Here is a 15,410-nt window from a genome sequence, read left to right as displayed (position 1 = left end):
AAGCAGCTTCACCCGTGCGGGGCCCGCCTGTCATGCAGGCGGGCCCCGTTCGTCTTAGCGTCGACGGGTGAGTTCTTCCCCGTCACTCGTCTGGTTCCGCCGGGATGTGCGGACATCCGATCATCCCGCCATTCTCGCCGCGGCGGAAAGATCGCCTCGCGCACTCGCGTTGTTCGTTCTCGACGACCGGCTGTTGAAACCGTCGGGACAACCGCGAATCGATTTCCTGCACAGCTGTTTGCACGCCCTGAACGACGAACTCGGCGGCCGGTTGATGGTCGTGCACGGCGATCCGGTGAAGACCGTTCCGCGCATCGCGAAGGAGATCGGCGCGGAGAGCGTGCACATCTCCGCGGACTACGCGCCGTACGGCCGCAAGCGCGACGAGGCCGTCGAAGAGGCGTTGGGGGACATCGAGCTCGTCCGGTCCGGCTCGCCGTACGCCGTCGCGCCGGGACGGGTGCGCAAGCAGGACGGCACACCGTTCAAGGTCTTCACGCCGTTCCGCAACGCCTGGCTGGAACACGGCTGGCGCAAGCCGGCGGACACCGACGCGTCCACCCTGGACTGGATCGAACCGCCGCACAGCACGAAGATCCCGCAGGCCAAGGAAAAACTCGAGGACGCTCAAGCGCTTTGGGAGAAGTTCCGCGACGAACGGCTGCACGACTACGACAAGACGCGCGACCGCCCCGACATGGACGCGACCAGTCGCATGTCGGCGTTCCTGCGGTGGGGCGTCCTGCACCCCCGCACGCTCCTGCAGGACTGTGACGGAACGTACCGGTCCGAGCTCGCCTGGCGGGAGTTCTACGCCGACGTGCTGTGGCACAAGCCGGAGACCGCGCGCGAGAACTACGACCGCAAGTTCGACCGCATGGAGCTCGACGACGACAAGGAGCTCTTCGAGGCCTGGAAGGAAGGTCGCACGGGGTTCCCGATCGTCGACGCCGGCATGCGGCAGCTCCTGCGGGAAGGCTTCATGCACAACCGGGTGCGCATGATCGTGGCCAGCTTCCTGGTCAAGGACCTGCACCTGCCGTGGTGGTGGGGCGCGCGGCACTTCATGAACCACCTGATCGACGGCGACATCGCCTCGAACCAGCACAACTGGCAGTGGGTCGCGGGCTGCGGCACGGACGCGGCGCCGTTCTTCCGCGTCTTCAACCCGACGACGCAGGCCAAGAAGTTCGACCCGGACGGCGTGTACGTGAAGAGGTACGCTCCGGACTCCCACACCATCACGCCGATCGTGGACCACGCGGTCGAACGCCAGATCGCGCTCGACCGCTACCAGGCGATCAGGTCCTGAGGGCCTCGCGGAGCTTGACGCGAGCGCCGGTCCGCAGCACGGCGTTCGCGTAGACCTTGCCGCCCAGCCACGTGATCGCCGCGATCGCCAGCAACGCCAGCACCACCGCCAGGAGCACCTGCCAGGTCGGCGCGACGCCCAGCGCCATGCGGCCCGGCATCAGGATCGGGGCGAACGGCGGCAGCAGCGACAGCACGGTGACCGTGGAGCCGGACGGGCTGCCGATCATCAGGTTGATGCCCGCCACGAACGCCACGATGATCGTCATGCTGATCGGCGTCAGCACCGACTGCAGCTCCTCCTGCCGCGACACCAGGGACGCGGCGGCCGCGAACACCGTGGCGTACAGGAAGAAGCCGAGCAGGTACCAGAGCACGCCGGTCAGCAGGACCGCGCCGCCGAACGCGCTGACGTCGATCACGTCGAACGCCGACGACAGCCCGAGGCCGACCGTCGAGATCACCAGCAGCTGCAGCAGTCCCACCGCGCCGAGGCCGATCACCTTGCCCAGCAACAGCTGCCACGGTCTCAACGTGGCGAGCAGGAGCTCCACGACCCGGCTGGACTTCTCCTCGACCACGCCCTGCGCGACCATCGTTCCGTAGACCAGCAACGAGTAGTAGAGCAGCGCGGCCACGATCAACCCGATCGCGAGGCGCTGACCTCGTTGCGGGTCAACGGGTTCCAGCGCGGTGACGTCCACGGTGACCTTCGCGAGGTTCTCCGCGATCTCCTGCGGGGTCGTGGTGCCGGTCTCGGCGAGCTGCGCGATCAGCACCTGCTGGCGCAGCACGTCGTTCAGCGCCGTCGTCAGCACCTGGTCGCCGGAGTCCTTGACGATCATCCGCAGCACCGGCGGCGCGCCGGTCACCAGCGCGTCCAGCGAGCCGTCGCGGACCTGCGCCTCCGGGTCGCCCCCGGTGGTGACGTCGCGCGTCTCCAGGTCGATGCCGAACGCCTTCGCCTTGTCCCGCAACGGATCGGCGAGCTGCGTGGCCTGCCCGGACAGACCCACCACGCTGCGCTGCTGGTCGTTGAACAGGAACGACTGGAGCACCACGTACCCGGCGAGCACGGCGATGATCACCGCGGTGCCGACGAGGAACGACCTGGTGCGCACCTTCGTGACGAACTCGCGCTTCGCCACCAGCGAGACCGCTCGGGCCGACGTCATCCAGTCCTGCCCTCGGTGGTCACGACGTTGCGGAACAGCTCGGTCAGCGAGGGGCGCTGCCGGGAGAACTCGTGCACGGGACCGGCGGCGAGCGCCGCGTGCAGCACGACCTGGTCGTCGACGCCGTCGGCGAGGTCGAGGACGCACCGCGTCCCGTTCCTCTCGATCACCCGCACACCGTCCAGCGTGGCAGCCCAGTCGGTCGTTGGCGACTCCACGACGAGGCGAGGTGTGCCACCCGACCTGAGTTCATCCACTGTTCCGCTCGCGACCATCGAACCGGCACTCACGATGCCGACCCGGTCGCACAGCCGTTCCACCAGGTCGAGCTGGTGGCTGGAGAAGACCACGGGCACGCCGGAGGACGCCTTCTCGCGCAGCACCTGGCTCATCACGTCCACGGCGACCGGGTCGAGGCCGGAGAACGGCTCGTCGAGCACCAGCACGTCCGGTTCGTGCACCAGGGCGGCGGCGAGCTGGACGCGCTGCTGGTTGCCGAGGCTCAGCCGCTGCACCTCGTCGGAACGGCGGTCGCGCAGGCCGAGGCGCGCGATCCAGCTCTCCGCGTTCGTGTGGGCCTCGTTGGTGCCCATGCCGTGCAGCTCGGCGAGGTAGACGAGCTGGTCGAGCACCCTCATCCGGGGGTACAGCCCGCGCTCCTCCGGCATGTAGCCGATGCGGCGCCGGGTGTCGAGGTCGACGGCTCTGCCGTTCCACCGCACCTCGCCGGAGTCGGCCGCGAGCACGCCCAGCGCGATGCGCATGGCCGTGGTCTTCCCGGCGCCGTTGCTGCCGACGAACCCGAAGAGCTCGCCGGCGCGCACGTCGAAGGACATGTCCCGCAGGGCGACGACCTCTCCGTAGCGCTTGGAGATCCGGTCGATCTCCAGCACTCCCTCAGGCACGGTGAACCCCTTCGTTAGCCCGGATGGCGGTAATCGCACTGAAAGTATCGGTGAGCAGGGAACGGGTGAAACGATACGGGCGTCTACGGCGAATCGAACGAACGACCAATTCACTCAACGGGGGTGACCATGCAGCCCATTGACCCGGATCAGTGGCTCAAGCAGTACGGGGCCAAGATCGAGCAGGCCAAGCAGCACGCCGAACAGGCCCGCGACCAGCTCGGTGGTGTGGGAGGCAGCGCCAGCTCGCCAGACGGCCTGATCACGGTGACAGTTAACGCGACAGGCGTGTTGACCGATCTCCAGATCAAGCCGGAAGCCCGCGGCATGGACCCCAGCGAGATCGCCTCCGCAGTGCTCACTGCCTCGGCAAAGGCCCAGCGCGACGCCTCCGGCGCAGTGGTGCAGATCATGACGGACTTCGTCGGGGACAGCCCCGCCCTCGAGTTCGTGAAGGCGCAGATGCCGAACGGATACAAGGGCGACGGAACCGACGAGGACGAACCGAAGTCGGAGTTGGAGCGCAAGGACGTGCGGCCCGACGACGAGTACTTCACCAACCCGCCCGACGTCATGGCCTGAGTGCAGGAGGGGGTTAGGCATGCAGCAGCACTTCAACATCGACCTGGACGAGCTGAGAACCCACGCCGCCAGCGTGGACCGGCTCATGGACCGGATGCGCAAGGCCACCGAGACGTGCGACCCGGGTGCTCTCACCACCGAGGCGTTCGGCGTCTTCCTGGGGTTCCTGGCCTCGAAGGTCCTCCAGGAGGCGGGCCTGTCGCAGGACATGCTCGGCAAGGCCGCGAACTCGCTGATGGACATGGGCAACGGGCTCAAGAAGACCGTTGAGCAGTACGAGCAGGTCGACCTCGACAACATGTTCGGCTTCAAGGGAGGCCGGGGATGAACGCCCCTGCGACGCAGTCGAGCAGCGGCGACACCGCGCAGCTGTTCAACAACATCTCGAGTGCCTACAAGTCCATCGAGAGCGGTGACTGGGTCAGCGGCGGCCTCGGCATCGCGAACGCGGCCATGGGCATGGTCGGCAACGCCTCGAACCCCCTCAGCGGCTTCCTGTCCGCGGGCTTCAGCTGGGCGATCCAGCACGTCGACTTCCTGCGCGAACCGTTCGACATCCTGCTCGGCAGCCCCGAGTCGATCGCCAAGATGTCCGAGTCGTTCAAGAACGCGGGCAAGCAGGTCAAGGACATCGCGACCGAGTACGAGAAGATCTGCGTCTCGCAGACCCGCGAGTGGCAGGGCAGGGCGGCCGACGGCTACCGCGCCGCCGCCAAGCGGCACGCGACCGGCCTGGAGACCCTCGCGAAGTCGGTCGACGGCATCTCGGGCGCGGTCAAGGGCGCTGGCGAGCTCGTCGGCACCGTCCGCAAGATGATCATGGACCTGATCAGCCAGGCCGTGTCCGACATGGTCATGAAGATCATCCAGTGGCTCGCGGCGTCGTTCCTGACGTTCGGCGCGGCCATCGCGGGCGCGATCGCGGACATCGTCACGACCGCCGTCAACTACGCGAAGAAGCTCTCCGACTTCCTGCAGAAGCTCGTCGGCTCCGTGCAGAAGCTGCTGAAGCTGATCCAGTCGGTCTCGCAGATCGCGAAGGCCGCCGAGTCGATCATCGACGCGATCTCGTCGATGGCGAACCAGGGCAAGGGCGGCGGTGGCGGCGGTTCGGTCCGCAACACCGCCGGTGGCTTCGACGGCATCCGCGGCGGCGACCAGGACCGTGCTTCCACGGGCGCGGGCGGCACGTTCACGAGCGGCGCCGGCGGCGGCTACGCCGGTGGCGCGCCGACCGCCGGTGACGGCGTCAGCAACGTGCGTCCCGGCTACCAGGGCGGCAACACCGACGGCTACCAGGGCCCCTACCAGGGTGGCGGCGTCGGCTCCGGCCCCGCCGTGCGGCCCGTCTACACGCCTCCTGGCGGTCAGGGCGGCTACACCGGCGGTGGCGCGGGTTCCGGCTCCGGTGGCGTCTCCGGCCCCGGCTACGTGCCGCCCGGCACCGGTACGGGTGCGGGCACGTCCGGCCCCGGCCGCTGGGTGCCCGGTCACTGGGAGCCCGACACCACGACGACGGCCGGTGGCAACACCGGGACCAAGCCGCCGACGTTCGGAGCGACCCCGAGCGTGCCGAACACCGACTGGTACCGGCCGACGACCACCGACCACGCCGCGACGGCGTCGGCGGGTGGCGCCGGTGGCGGTGGCGGCGGCGGTGTGCCGAAGGGCATGGGCGGCGGCGGAGGTGGCGGCATGCCCGCCGGCTTCGGTGGCGGTCCCGCCGGTGGCGCCGGTGCCGGTGGCACCTCGGCCACGCAGTTCGGTGGCGCGGCCGGCGTGATGGCGTCCGGTAGCGGTGCTCCCGCCGCGGCCGGTGCCGCCGCGGCCGCCGGTGCCGCGAAGGGCGGCCCCGGTGGTGGCATGGGCGCGGGCATGATGGGTGGAGCCCCGATGGCCGGTGCGGGTGGCCAGCAGGGCGGCAGCAACGAGCACAAGCGGAAGGTGCGGATCGAGGGCGAGTCCCTGGTCGAGCCGCCCAAGGCCGCGAAGCCGGTCATCGGCGAGTGATCCTGCTGTCCTTGCGCTGATCTTCGACGGGGCGTCCCTTGCGGGGCGCCCCGTTTTTCATGCGTTGGCCAGGATTTCGGCGATCGCCGGTTCGGCCTTCGCGCGGTCCTGCGGGACCAGGCCGGTGCGGGTGCGGCGGTCCAGGACGTCGTCCGGGGTGAGCGCGCCTTCGTGCGTGACGGCGTGCAGGACGTCGGCCTCGGTGATGCCCGGTGCGATCGGGGTGGTCGGCGCCGGCTGGTCGTCGACCAGGCGGATGTCCTTGGTGCGGCAGGGGATCGCGGTGATGCCGGTGGCGTCGACCGCGTCCGCCGCCATCTTCCGGTACGTGGTGAGCTTGCCGCCGACGATCGTGATCACGCCGTTCGGTGCCTTGATCGTGGCGTGGTGGCGGGACAGGTCCGCGGTCGTGCCTTCGGCTTCCAGCAACGGGCGCAGCCCGGCGTAGCTGCCGATCACGTCGTCCTGGGTGAGTTTCCGTTGCAGGAAGCGGGAAGCCGTGCCGAGCAGGAAGTCCACATCGGACTGCGGAACCTCGGGGACGTCCGGGATCTCGTCCACCGGTTCGTCGGTGAGACCCAGGTAGGCGCGGCCGTTGCGTTGGGGCAGAAGGAACGCGTACCGGTTGCGCTCGCCGGGGACCGGGATGGTGAGCGCGGTGCCGGTGATCCCCGCCTGCCGGGCGTCGATCACCAGGTGCGAGCCCCGGGACGGGCGCAGGCTGACCGGGGCCAGCGTGCCAGCCCAGACGCCGGTCGCGTTGATCACCGCCCTGGCCCTGATCGTGAACCTCGTGCCGGTGAGCGCGTCTTCCGCCTCGGCGCCATCGCCTTGCAGGGTCAGGACCTTCGCCCTGGTGATGATCCTGGCGCCGTGGCCGGCCGCAGTCCTGGCCAGTGCGACGACGAGCTTGGCGTCGTCGAGCAGCTGGCCGTCGTAGCTGAGCAGGCCGCCGGTGAGCTGCTCCGTGGCGAGGCCGGGGACGAGCGCGAGGGCTTCGTGCCGGGAGACCCGGCGGGGTGGCGGGAGGACGTCGGCCGGGGTGCGGGCGGCGACGCGCAGGGCGTTGCCGGCGCGGAAGCCCGACATGACGAAGTGGCCGGCGGTGCCGTGCAGCGGGAACAGCATCGGCAGCGTGCGGGTCAGGTGGGGTGCTGTCCTGGTCATCAGGATGCCGCGTTCGACCGCGCTCTCGTGGGCGAGCTTCACGTCGCCCTTGGCCAGGTAGCGCAGGCCGCCGTGGACGAGCTTGCTGGACCACCGCGAGGTCCCGAACGCCAGGTCGTGCGCCTCCAGCAGCACCGTCTTCAGGCCTCGCGACGCCGCGTCCAGCGCGACGCCCGCGCCCGTGACGCCACCGCCGACGACGAGGACGTCGACGACTTCCTGCTGTGCTGCTTCGAGGTCCTGCGCGCGCCTGCCGGCGTTCAGGGACGTGTTCACGGCTTCAGGGCTCCGTCCAGCTGCTTGGCGAGCTCGTCCAGCAGGGCGCCGAAGTCGAGCCCTGAGGTAGCGGGTTTCGTGGACAGCACCATCGACTGCGTGCTGAGCAGCACGATCCGCGCCTGCGTCTTGGCGTCCCCGAACCGGATCGAGCCGTCGAGGTGGCCTGCCTCGACCTGCGCGACGAGGAACTGCTCGACCAGCCGTTGCGTGCTGCCCAGCCGGTCGGTCAGGTACGGCAGCATCAGGTCGGCGTCGAGCTGCAGCACCCGCTGCATCAACGGGTTGCCCTCGAGCAGCCGGATGGCGTCGGTGGCGCGCCGGACGAGCTGCTGCCGGGCGTTGCCGTGGCCGGCGCTGTGCTCGACCTCCGCCAGGATCGCGGCGAACTCCCTGGTCATCAGGGCCCTGACGAGGTGGTCCACGTCCGGGTAGCGCCGGTACAGCGTCATCCGGCTCACGCCGGCGCGCTTGGCCACGTCGGTGAGGGTCGTCCGGCGCACCCCCACCTCCAGAACACACTCACGGGTGGCGTCGAGCAGGGCGTCGTGGGTGTGACGTTGAGACGTCATGTGTAACACTGTAGCAGTGACCAGAGCCCGATGGACCGCTGAAACCGTCCCACTGCCGCCGCACGCCCTCACCTGGCTGAGCCGGCGGATCGGCCTGGGCACGCCCTCCGCCGAGGTGCCGCTGACCGCACCTGATCCGGCCCTGTCGGCCGACGCCTTCACGGCGTTGGAGGCGGTGTGCGCGGTGTCGCTGGACGCCGCCGACCGGCTCGGGCACGCCGGCGGCCTGTCGTACCTCGACCTGCTGGGCCGCCGCGGCCACGGCGCGCCCGCCGTGCCGGACGCCGTCGTGTCGCCGGGGTCGCACGACGAGGTCGCCGAGGTGCTGCGGGTCTGCGTCGAGTACGACGTGGCCGTGGTGCCGTTCGGTGGTGGGACGTCGGTGGTCGGCGGGGTCGAGGCCCTGCGCGGCACCAAGGCCGCCGTGGTGGCGTTGGACCTGTCAGGGCTGTCGCGGCTCGTGTCCGTGGACCCCGTGTCTCGGGTGGCCGTGCTGGAGGCGGGCCTGACCGGGCCTGAGGCCGAGAAGTCGTTGGGGGAACACGGGTTCACGTTGGGGCACGTGCCGCAGTCGTTCGAGCGGGCGACCATCGGCGGGTTCGCCGCCACTCGGTCCGCAGGGCAGGCGTCCTCCGGTTACGGCCGGTTCGAGGACATGGTCGAGTCGGTGCGCGTCGCCACGCCCGTCGGGGAGTGGGTCGTCGGTGCCGCGCCCGCATCCGCCGCCGGGCCGGACCTGAAGCAGCTGGTGCTGGGATCCGAGGGCCTCTTCGGTGTGATCACCGAGGTCTCTGTCCGGGTGCGGCCGAAGCCCGTTTCACCTCGCTACGAAGGCTTTGTGGTCGACGGCTGGGAGGCCGGGGTCGCCCTGGTGCGCGATCTTGCCCAGGCCGGGGCGCTGGCCGACATCACCCGTCTGTCCGATGTGGACGAGACCGAGGTCGCCCTGGAACTGGCCGGTGGCAAGGCCGACATCGTGAAGAAGTACCTGCGGGCCCGCCGGGTCTCCCAGCCGTGTCTGGTGATCCTGGGGTGGGAGTGCCGGGACCGGCTCGCCACGCTGAAGGTGCTGCGGCGACACAAGGTCGTCCGGCTCGGGAAGGCCATGGGCGAGTCGTGGCGGCACGGGCGGTTCAACGGGCCCCGGCAGCGGGACGCCCTGCTGGACGCCGGGGTGTGCGTGGAGACGCTGGAGACCGCGACCCACTGGTCCAAGGTCTCCGAACTGCGCGAGGCCGTGCGGGACGCGGTGGTCGCCGAACTCGGGAACCCCGTGGTGATGTGCCACGTTTCGCACGCCTACGAGACCGGGGCGTCGCTGTACTTCACCGTGCTGGTGCCGCAGGACGGTGCGGATCCCGTTGGGCAGTGGGCGAAAGCCAAGATCGCCGCCTCGGACGCGATCTCCCGGCTGGGCACGATCACCCACCACCACGCGGTCGGCCGCGACCACCTGCCGTGGCTGGAGAAGGAGATCGGCGGGGTCGGGGTGTCGGTGCTGCGGGCCGTGAAGGACCGGCTGGACCCGACCGGGATCCTCAACCCCGGCAAGCTGATCTGACCGCATTCCTCAATCACGGCAAACCGATCCAGCCGGGAGCGGGCCCGCAGACGCGGGCCCGCTCACTCGGTTCTGCGGTCAGAACCTGACCAGCATCTTGCCGGTGTTCTCGCCCCGCAACATGCCCAGGAACGCCGCCGGCGCCTGGCGCGAGCCGCCCTCGACCACCGTCTCGGAGTACTTCAGCTCGCCCGACGCGATCCAGGCGGCGACCTCCTTGATGAACTCCGGCTGCAACGCCTTGTGGTCGCCCACCAGCATGCCGCGCAGCGTGAGGCGCTTCGCCAGGATCTGGATCATGTTGCCGGGGCCGGCCGGCTTCTCGGCCGCGTTGTACTGGGAGATGGCGCCGCACATGGTGATCCGGCCGTTGAGCTTCATGACCTCGATCGCCGCTTCGAGGTGCTCGCCGCCGACGTTGTCGAAGTAGACGTCGATGCCGTCGGGGGCCGCGGCGGCCAGCTGCTTCAGGACGGGGCCGTCCTTGTAGTTGAACGCGGCGTCGAAGCCCAGTTCCTCGGTCAGGTACTTGACCTTGTCGGCCGAGCCGGCCGAACCGATGACGCGGGCGGCGCCCTTGAGGCGGGCGATCTGGCCCACGATCTGGCCCACGGCACCGGCCGCGCCGGAGACGAAGACGGTGTCGCCCGGCTTGAACTCCGCGGTGGCGAGCAGGCCCGCGTAGGCGGTGAGGCCCGGCATGCCGAGCACGCCGAGGTACGTGGAGAGCGGGGCGAGGTCGCCGTCCACCTTCACGGCGTGGCCGGCGTTCACGACGGCGTAGTCGCGCCAGCCGAGGCCGTGCAGGACGTGGTCGCCCGCCTTGAACTCGGGGGAGTTGGAGGTCACGACCTCGCCGACCGCGCCGCCGTCGAGCGGAGCGCCCACCTGGAACGGCGGGACGTACGACTTGACGTCGTTCATGCGGCCCCGCATGTACGGGTCGACGCTCATGACCACGTTGCGCACGAGGATCTGGCCGTCGCCCGGGGTGGGGACCTCGACCTCGGCGATCTCGAAGTTCTCGTCGGTCGGCCAGCCGGTCGGGCGGGACGCCAGGCGGACCTCGAGTGCGGTGCTGGTCATGATCGGACCATCTCCCTCTGGGTGTTGCGGATCAGTTATCCGTTTCAACCGGCCTTCGGGTCTGACTGTTCCGCACTGTGACTCAGACCGCAGGTAGAAGTGTGGTGACGTCGCGGTACTCGAAGCCCAGTTTCCGGTAAACGGCGATGGCGGCGGCGTTGGAGTTCTCCACGAACAGCGCGCAACACCCGTACAGGCTGAGCAGCGAGGACGTGACGAACTGGCAGACGCGCTGCCCCAGGCCCTGGCCGGTGTGCGACGGGTGGACGGCGACGCCCATCATGAAGCCGACGTCCGCGGACGACCAGGCCTCGGCCGCGGTGGCCACGAGGTCGTCACCGGCGCGGATGCCCGCCCAGCGGGTCACGCCCTTCTCGCCGGGCCACGCCCACGAGTCCGGGTTCGCCGAGCGCAGCAGCGGTTCGACGCCGTCCAGCGACGAGAGCCACGAGACGTCCTCCGGCAGGTCGAGCGTGCCGCCGCGGTCCATCCAGCCGAACGGCTTGTCCTCGATCCACGGCGTCGGCATCAGCGGCTCGACCACCGAGGCCAACTGGCGTTCCATCAACGGCCGCAGGTCCACGCCACGGCCGTGCGCTGCTAACAGCGAGGCCACGCCCTCAGCAGGGCCGGACAGGACCAGACGGCGGCGGCGCGTCAGGCACGGGGCGTGCACCGCCACAGCGCCGTTGTGCTCCCAGGCGGCACCGCCGGCCGACAGCGCCTGGGCCGCCCAGCGGACCAACGGGTCCGTGCTGGCGTCCTGCACGTCGGCGGGGGTGCGTAAGCGGCGCACTCAGTCCTTCTGCTTGCGGCGCAACAGGGTCCGCTTCTGCAGGGACTCCTCCAGCTCCTGGTACGCGAGGTCCATCGCCCGGTTGTACTCGCCCTGCGGACGCGGGGGGACGGACTCGTCGGGCTGCGGGGGAGTGACCATCTGGAGCCAGCGCTCGTTCCAGAGCTGCTCGACCGCCGCCTCCCAGTGCAGCGCGGCGCCCATCCGCACGACCCGCTCGCGATCGCGCACCTCGGCGATCTCGTGCTGGATCGACGCGATCCGCTCGGCGAGCTCGGTGCACCTGACCTCGTCCAGCTTGCGCTGGCGGGCCGCCGCGTCGGTGGCGATGGCGATGATCTCCTTGTAGCGCTCAACGGCGGAGACGGTCGGCACCTCGATCACCTCCTCGCTCTGACGTTGCGATGGGACCGACTCGAACATCGAGGTCATCATCGGGTTCATCACGCTTCTCCTGTGTCGAACGGGATGATCACTTGCGGTCGCGAGTGCTCGAACCTGTCGAAGAACAGGCCGCGGCGCGGCCTCGGCGACCACGACATCACCTGCTCCGGTCCGAGCGACAGCAGTTCCTTGCCCTGGACGTCGAACGCCACCCAGGCGCCGATGTCGTCGTACACGCCGGGCGGGAGGCTCGCCTTCAGCCTCGTCACGCCGCGCCACCAGCCCAGCACGTGCGTGCGGTTCTCCGGGCCGTGCTTCAGCACCGTGCGCAGACTGTCCACACCGGACGTTCGCGTCGCCGGATCCTTCTGCTCCAGCAACGTCTGCGCGGCGTCGACGCCGTACAGCACCAGGTAGTGCGGCTTCAGCGGCGCGTCGGCCTGGCCCGTGTTGATCGACTGCAGCCGGGCGGCCGCCTCGTCCAGCACCCCGCGGATGCGGTCGATCTGCACCACATCCGCATCATGCCCGTCGTTGTTCAGGCGTTTCATCAGATGCAGTGCCGAGGGCATCGCTTCCTCGACCAGGCAGGCGAGCGTGAACACCGCCTCGTGCGGGTGGTGCTGCCTGCCCAGCGACGCGGCCGCTCCGCCGAGCACCGCGGCCGCGTCCTGGACCACGGAACCGATCACCGCGATGTTGCGGCCCGGTGTGCGGGCGAACCGCACCCGTGCCGCGCTGCCCGCGACGTCGATCACCTGTCCGAGAAGCACGGTAGGCGATGCCTCGCCGGGGCGCAGATCGAGGAAGTCCGGCGTGGCGTCGAGCAGCGGGATCTTGCTGCCGTCGAACAGGCCCGGCGCCTGGCCGGGCTCGCGCCGCCACAGCTCGTTCTGCAGGAAGTCCATGGTGCCCTTGGACGTCGAGTCAGGGACGCGGCAGATCTCGTTGCCGGGCTTGACCCCCGACTCGTGGTTGATCACCGCGTGCCAGCGGGGGAGCTCCACGGCGGCGTCGTTCTGCGGCTCCGCCAGCACCCGGCGGGCCTTGGGCAGCGCGATCCTGACCGTGAACTGCTCGAAGATCGCCGACTTGCCCCAGAAGCCCTCGATGCCGGAGACGTCCTGGGACGACAGCACGAGGTGGATGCCCTGCGAACGGCCGCGGCGCGCCACGTCCTCCAGCAGCTGCGTGGCGGCGGCGGTGACCTGGTCGCGTTCGCCGAACAGGTACTGGAACTCGTCGATCACCGCGACGATCCGCGGCCAGCGGCCCGACGGGTCCTCCGCGCGCAGGTCCTGCAGCTTGGTGACCTCGTGCTGCTTGGCCGCGTCCGCCCGCCGGCGCATCTCGTCGGACAGGTACCGCAGCAGCGCCACGCCGAACTCGCGGTCGGTGTTGACGTTCACGCCGACCAGGCGTGCGTGCGGCAGCCACGACGGGTCCTTGCGGCCCGGCGCGAACTGCGCGAACGACACGCCCTCCTTGAAGTCCAGCAGGTACAGCTCCAGCTCGTCTGGCGAGTAGCGCGCGCACAACGAACCGAGCATCGCGTAGAGGAAGTTCGTCTTACCGGAGCCGGACGGCCCACCGATCAACGCGTGCGGCGACGTGTCGCCGAGCTGCACGCAGACCTGCTCGCCGTCGTCGAACCCCACGGGCGCAACGACTCCGGCCGCCGAGTTCTCCGTCCACGGCCGGTCCGGCAGCAGGTCGCCAAACGTGCCCATGCGCGACCGGCGTTCCTCGCGCTTCTCCGCGATCGCCGCACACGCGCGCGGCACCAGTGTGCGCGGCAGCGGGGGATCCAGCGTCACGTTCACGTGCTTGCCGGTCATCGTGCAGGTCGCGGAACCGTCGCCGCGCAGGGACACCGTCTCGACCGGCGAGTTGATCGTGATCGGGATGTCCACGATGAACAGCTGCACGCCGCACGCCAAACCGTTGCGCGCCACGCGTTGCAGCTGCTGTTGCTGGTCTTCCTTCAACGCCTTGCGGTTGCCGAACAGCACGGCGATCCGCCACGGTTCGGTGCGCCTGCCCTCACCGCTGACCGCACGAACGGTCAGATGGCCGTCGACGAGAACCTTGGTGTGCACCTGGCGGATGTGCTCGGACAGCTCGTCCAGCAGCTCGTGCAGGCGCGCCGGGTCGTGCACCGTCAGCAGGTTCGCGCGGGTCAGCGGGTACAGCCCCGGCAACGACCCGGTCAGCTGGCCGATGTCCCACACGTGCACGTGCACGAGACCGGGCTGGAAGTGCGAGAGCACTCGCAGCAGCAACGACTCGACCAGCGTGTCGGCCTGCTGGCGGGTGTCCGAAGTGGACGAGATGTGCAGGTGCGCCTGGTCCAGCAGCGGCACGGCCACGGGGAACGGCACGGGCTCCGGCGCCGACGTCACCACGCCGGTGCCGATCCGCCACAGCTCCGGCACGCCCTCGCTGCCGTCGTGCGTGCCGGGGTGCCCGAGCCACGACTCGTGCGGCCACGACGCCGGCCCGGCGGCGACCGAGCTCACCAGCTCGGTCAGCTGGGCGGGACCCGATGACGTCCACTCGTGGAACGACTGCTGCCAGTCGTAGCGGATCTGGTCGAGCCGTTCCTGGAACTGCGCCATCGACAATGGCGCCTGGCGCGGGTTCTTCGCGCGCTTCTCGTCCACGACGAGGAACGGGGTGACGTCGCGCAGCGCGACGTCCTGCAGCGCCTTGTCGATGCCCATGCCGCGCACGGTGAACTCGAACATGTCCTTGGCGTGCTCGGTGGCGAGCGCCCGGTGCTCGCGCGCCACGGAGCCCAGCGCGGCCGAAACGGCGCGCTGGAACTCCGCGAAGGCGTTCTCGATCTTCGCCCGCCGGTCGTCCCGCCTGCTCATCACAGCTCCACGGTGAGTCGTTGGATGCGCTCTAGGGTTCCCACCATCAGCTCCAGCTGATCGGGGAATCTTTCCTTCGCGCGCACGAACTCGACTGGAAGCAGCGACTCGTGGTGGTTCTCGCTCGACTCGGCGAGGATGGCGACCGCCTCGTCGAGGTCCTCCTGCGCGGTGCGCACGCTGCGGTACGACTCCCGCAGGATCTCGCTCGCCTGCTCGAGCGCGGCACGAACCTCGCCGATGGACGCCATCAAAGCCTGCTGTTGATGCCCTCGGCCCCGGAGATGCCGGCGCCGAGGAAGTTCTGCAGCTCGCTCACACCGGACACGACCTGGGCGAACTGGGCGTTCGTCGTCTCGACGTCCGCCTGCACGGATCCCTGCGTGACCGATGTCAGCAACTGCTGCGCGTCCTCGGCGAGCTCAGCCGCCTGCTGGAGGGCCGACTGGCTTTGAGCCGCCTTGTCGATCGCCTGGGCAATTGCGGCACGGACCTCTTCGATGCTGGCCATGTCGGCTCCCGAACCCTCCGGAACAAGATGGTCTGACGACCACCCTTAGTAGAGATTGTGCCCAGATTTTCACAGTTGAGAGCGAAGATCGGCTAACCGGGTGGATGCCTGAATCCACTCGAACGGGCCTTGATTTAATGATCAGTTGAGCGCGCTGCTGGCCCCTTGCTCACGCGTGTCATGACTCTCACAATGCCG

Annotated in this window: 15 protein-coding genes; 5 read left to right on the top strand and 10 right to left on the bottom strand. The window is 69.6% G+C overall.

Translation table 11 applies throughout. The annotated features are described in order from the left end of the window. Positions 1 to 106 precede the first annotated feature (106 nt). Positions 107 to 1,312, top strand: a complete 1,206-nt coding sequence (locus ACQEU1_RS23550) for a cryptochrome/photolyase family protein (RefSeq protein WP_433211700.1) — start codon at positions 107 to 109, stop codon at positions 1,310 to 1,312. Here the strand turns inward: ACQEU1_RS23550 and ACQEU1_RS23545 are convergent. Next, complete coding sequence (locus tag ACQEU1_RS23545; protein ID WP_433205513.1) at positions 1,302 to 2,486, bottom strand: ABC transporter permease; 1,185 nt, start codon at positions 2,484 to 2,486, stop codon at positions 1,302 to 1,304. The two genes, ACQEU1_RS23550 and ACQEU1_RS23545, sit on opposite strands and share 11 nt — an antisense overlap. Beyond that, positions 2,483 to 3,391: an ABC transporter ATP-binding protein gene (locus tag ACQEU1_RS23540; protein WP_433205510.1), complete on the bottom strand. Its 909-nt coding sequence runs from the start codon at positions 3,389 to 3,391 to the stop codon at positions 2,483 to 2,485. Before ACQEU1_RS23540 ends, ACQEU1_RS23545 begins: the two co-directional genes overlap by 4 nt. Positions 3,392 to 3,520: 129 nt before the next feature. On the opposite strand from ACQEU1_RS23540, the gene ACQEU1_RS23535 reads away from it, so the two are divergent. From ACQEU1_RS23535 to ACQEU1_RS23525, 3 genes are read left to right on the top strand one after another with little or no spacing between them, the layout of a single operon-like run. Continuing rightward, on the top strand, positions 3,521 to 3,973 hold the full coding sequence (locus tag ACQEU1_RS23535; RefSeq protein ID WP_433211697.1) for a YbaB/EbfC family nucleoid-associated protein: 453 nt from the start codon (positions 3,521 to 3,523) through the stop codon (positions 3,971 to 3,973). A 19-nt stretch (positions 3,974 to 3,992) separates the two neighbouring features. Beyond that, the gene (locus tag ACQEU1_RS23530) at positions 3,993 to 4,301 is read left to right on the top strand and encodes a type VII secretion target (protein ID WP_433205507.1); all 309 of its coding nucleotides are present in this window, start codon (positions 3,993 to 3,995) and stop codon (positions 4,299 to 4,301) included. After that, positions 4,298 to 5,983, top strand: a complete 1,686-nt coding sequence (locus ACQEU1_RS23525) for a WXG100 family type VII secretion target (protein WP_433205504.1) — start codon at positions 4,298 to 4,300, stop codon at positions 5,981 to 5,983. Before ACQEU1_RS23530 ends, ACQEU1_RS23525 begins: the two co-directional genes overlap by 4 nt. 57 nt (positions 5,984 to 6,040) lie before the next feature. Here the strand turns inward: ACQEU1_RS23525 and ACQEU1_RS23520 are convergent, their stop codons facing one another. Together ACQEU1_RS23520 and ACQEU1_RS23515 are read right to left on the bottom strand one after the other, a co-directional pair. Further along, positions 6,041 to 7,426 carry a glycerol-3-phosphate dehydrogenase/oxidase gene (locus ACQEU1_RS23520; protein ID WP_433205501.1) on the bottom strand — a complete coding sequence of 462 codons (1,386 nt, stop codon included), beginning with the start codon at positions 7,424 to 7,426 and terminating at the stop codon, positions 6,041 to 6,043. Continuing rightward, a complete protein-coding gene (locus tag ACQEU1_RS23515; RefSeq protein ID WP_433205498.1) occupies positions 7,423 to 7,998 on the bottom strand; it encodes a TetR/AcrR family transcriptional regulator in 576 nt (191 codons plus the stop codon). The genes ACQEU1_RS23520 and ACQEU1_RS23515 overlap by 4 nt, the downstream gene beginning before the upstream one ends. Here ACQEU1_RS23515 and ACQEU1_RS23510 point away from each other — a divergent pair. Continuing rightward, entirely contained in the window at positions 7,997 to 9,559 is a 1,563-nt protein-coding gene (locus ACQEU1_RS23510; protein ID WP_433205495.1) for an FAD-binding oxidoreductase, read from the top strand. The two genes, ACQEU1_RS23515 and ACQEU1_RS23510, sit on opposite strands and share 2 nt — an antisense overlap. Before the next feature lie 78 nt (positions 9,560 to 9,637). Here ACQEU1_RS23510 and ACQEU1_RS23505 read toward each other — a convergent pair whose 3' ends face one another. From ACQEU1_RS23505 to ACQEU1_RS23480, 6 genes are all read right to left on the bottom strand, one after another. Further along, complete coding sequence (locus tag ACQEU1_RS23505; protein WP_433205492.1) at positions 9,638 to 10,645, bottom strand: NADP-dependent oxidoreductase; 1,008 nt, start codon at positions 10,643 to 10,645, stop codon at positions 9,638 to 9,640. An 82-nt stretch (positions 10,646 to 10,727) separates the two neighbouring features. Further along, positions 10,728 to 11,441 (bottom strand): GNAT family N-acetyltransferase, encoded by a 714-nt coding sequence (locus tag ACQEU1_RS23500; RefSeq protein ID WP_433205489.1) that lies wholly within the window; start codon positions 11,439 to 11,441, stop codon positions 10,728 to 10,730. Continuing rightward, positions 11,442 to 11,885 (bottom strand): hypothetical protein, encoded by a 444-nt coding sequence (locus ACQEU1_RS23495; RefSeq protein WP_433205486.1) that lies wholly within the window; start codon positions 11,883 to 11,885, stop codon positions 11,442 to 11,444. It lies immediately after the preceding gene. Further along, positions 11,885 to 14,701, bottom strand: a complete 2,817-nt coding sequence (locus ACQEU1_RS23490; RefSeq protein WP_433205483.1) for an FtsK/SpoIIIE domain-containing protein — start codon at positions 14,699 to 14,701, stop codon at positions 11,885 to 11,887. Before ACQEU1_RS23490 ends, ACQEU1_RS23495 begins: the two co-directional genes overlap by 1 nt. Continuing rightward, on the bottom strand, positions 14,701 to 14,952 hold the full coding sequence (locus ACQEU1_RS23485) for a hypothetical protein (protein ID WP_433205480.1): 252 nt from the start codon (positions 14,950 to 14,952) through the stop codon (positions 14,701 to 14,703). The genes ACQEU1_RS23490 and ACQEU1_RS23485 overlap by 1 nt, the downstream gene beginning before the upstream one ends. Next, the gene (locus tag ACQEU1_RS23480; protein ID WP_382442458.1) at positions 14,952 to 15,212 is read right to left on the bottom strand and encodes a hypothetical protein; all 261 of its coding nucleotides are present in this window, start codon (positions 15,210 to 15,212) and stop codon (positions 14,952 to 14,954) included. The genes ACQEU1_RS23485 and ACQEU1_RS23480 overlap by 1 nt, the downstream gene beginning before the upstream one ends. Positions 15,213 to 15,410: the final 198 nt, after the last annotated feature.

The sequence above is a fragment of the Lentzea sp. CA-135723 genome (genome assembly GCF_050936595.1).
GTDB lineage: Bacteria > Actinomycetota > Actinomycetes > Mycobacteriales > Pseudonocardiaceae > Lentzea.
The sequence above is the reverse complement of the archived record's forward strand: the minus strand, read 5'-3'. Positions and strand labels throughout refer to the sequence as shown.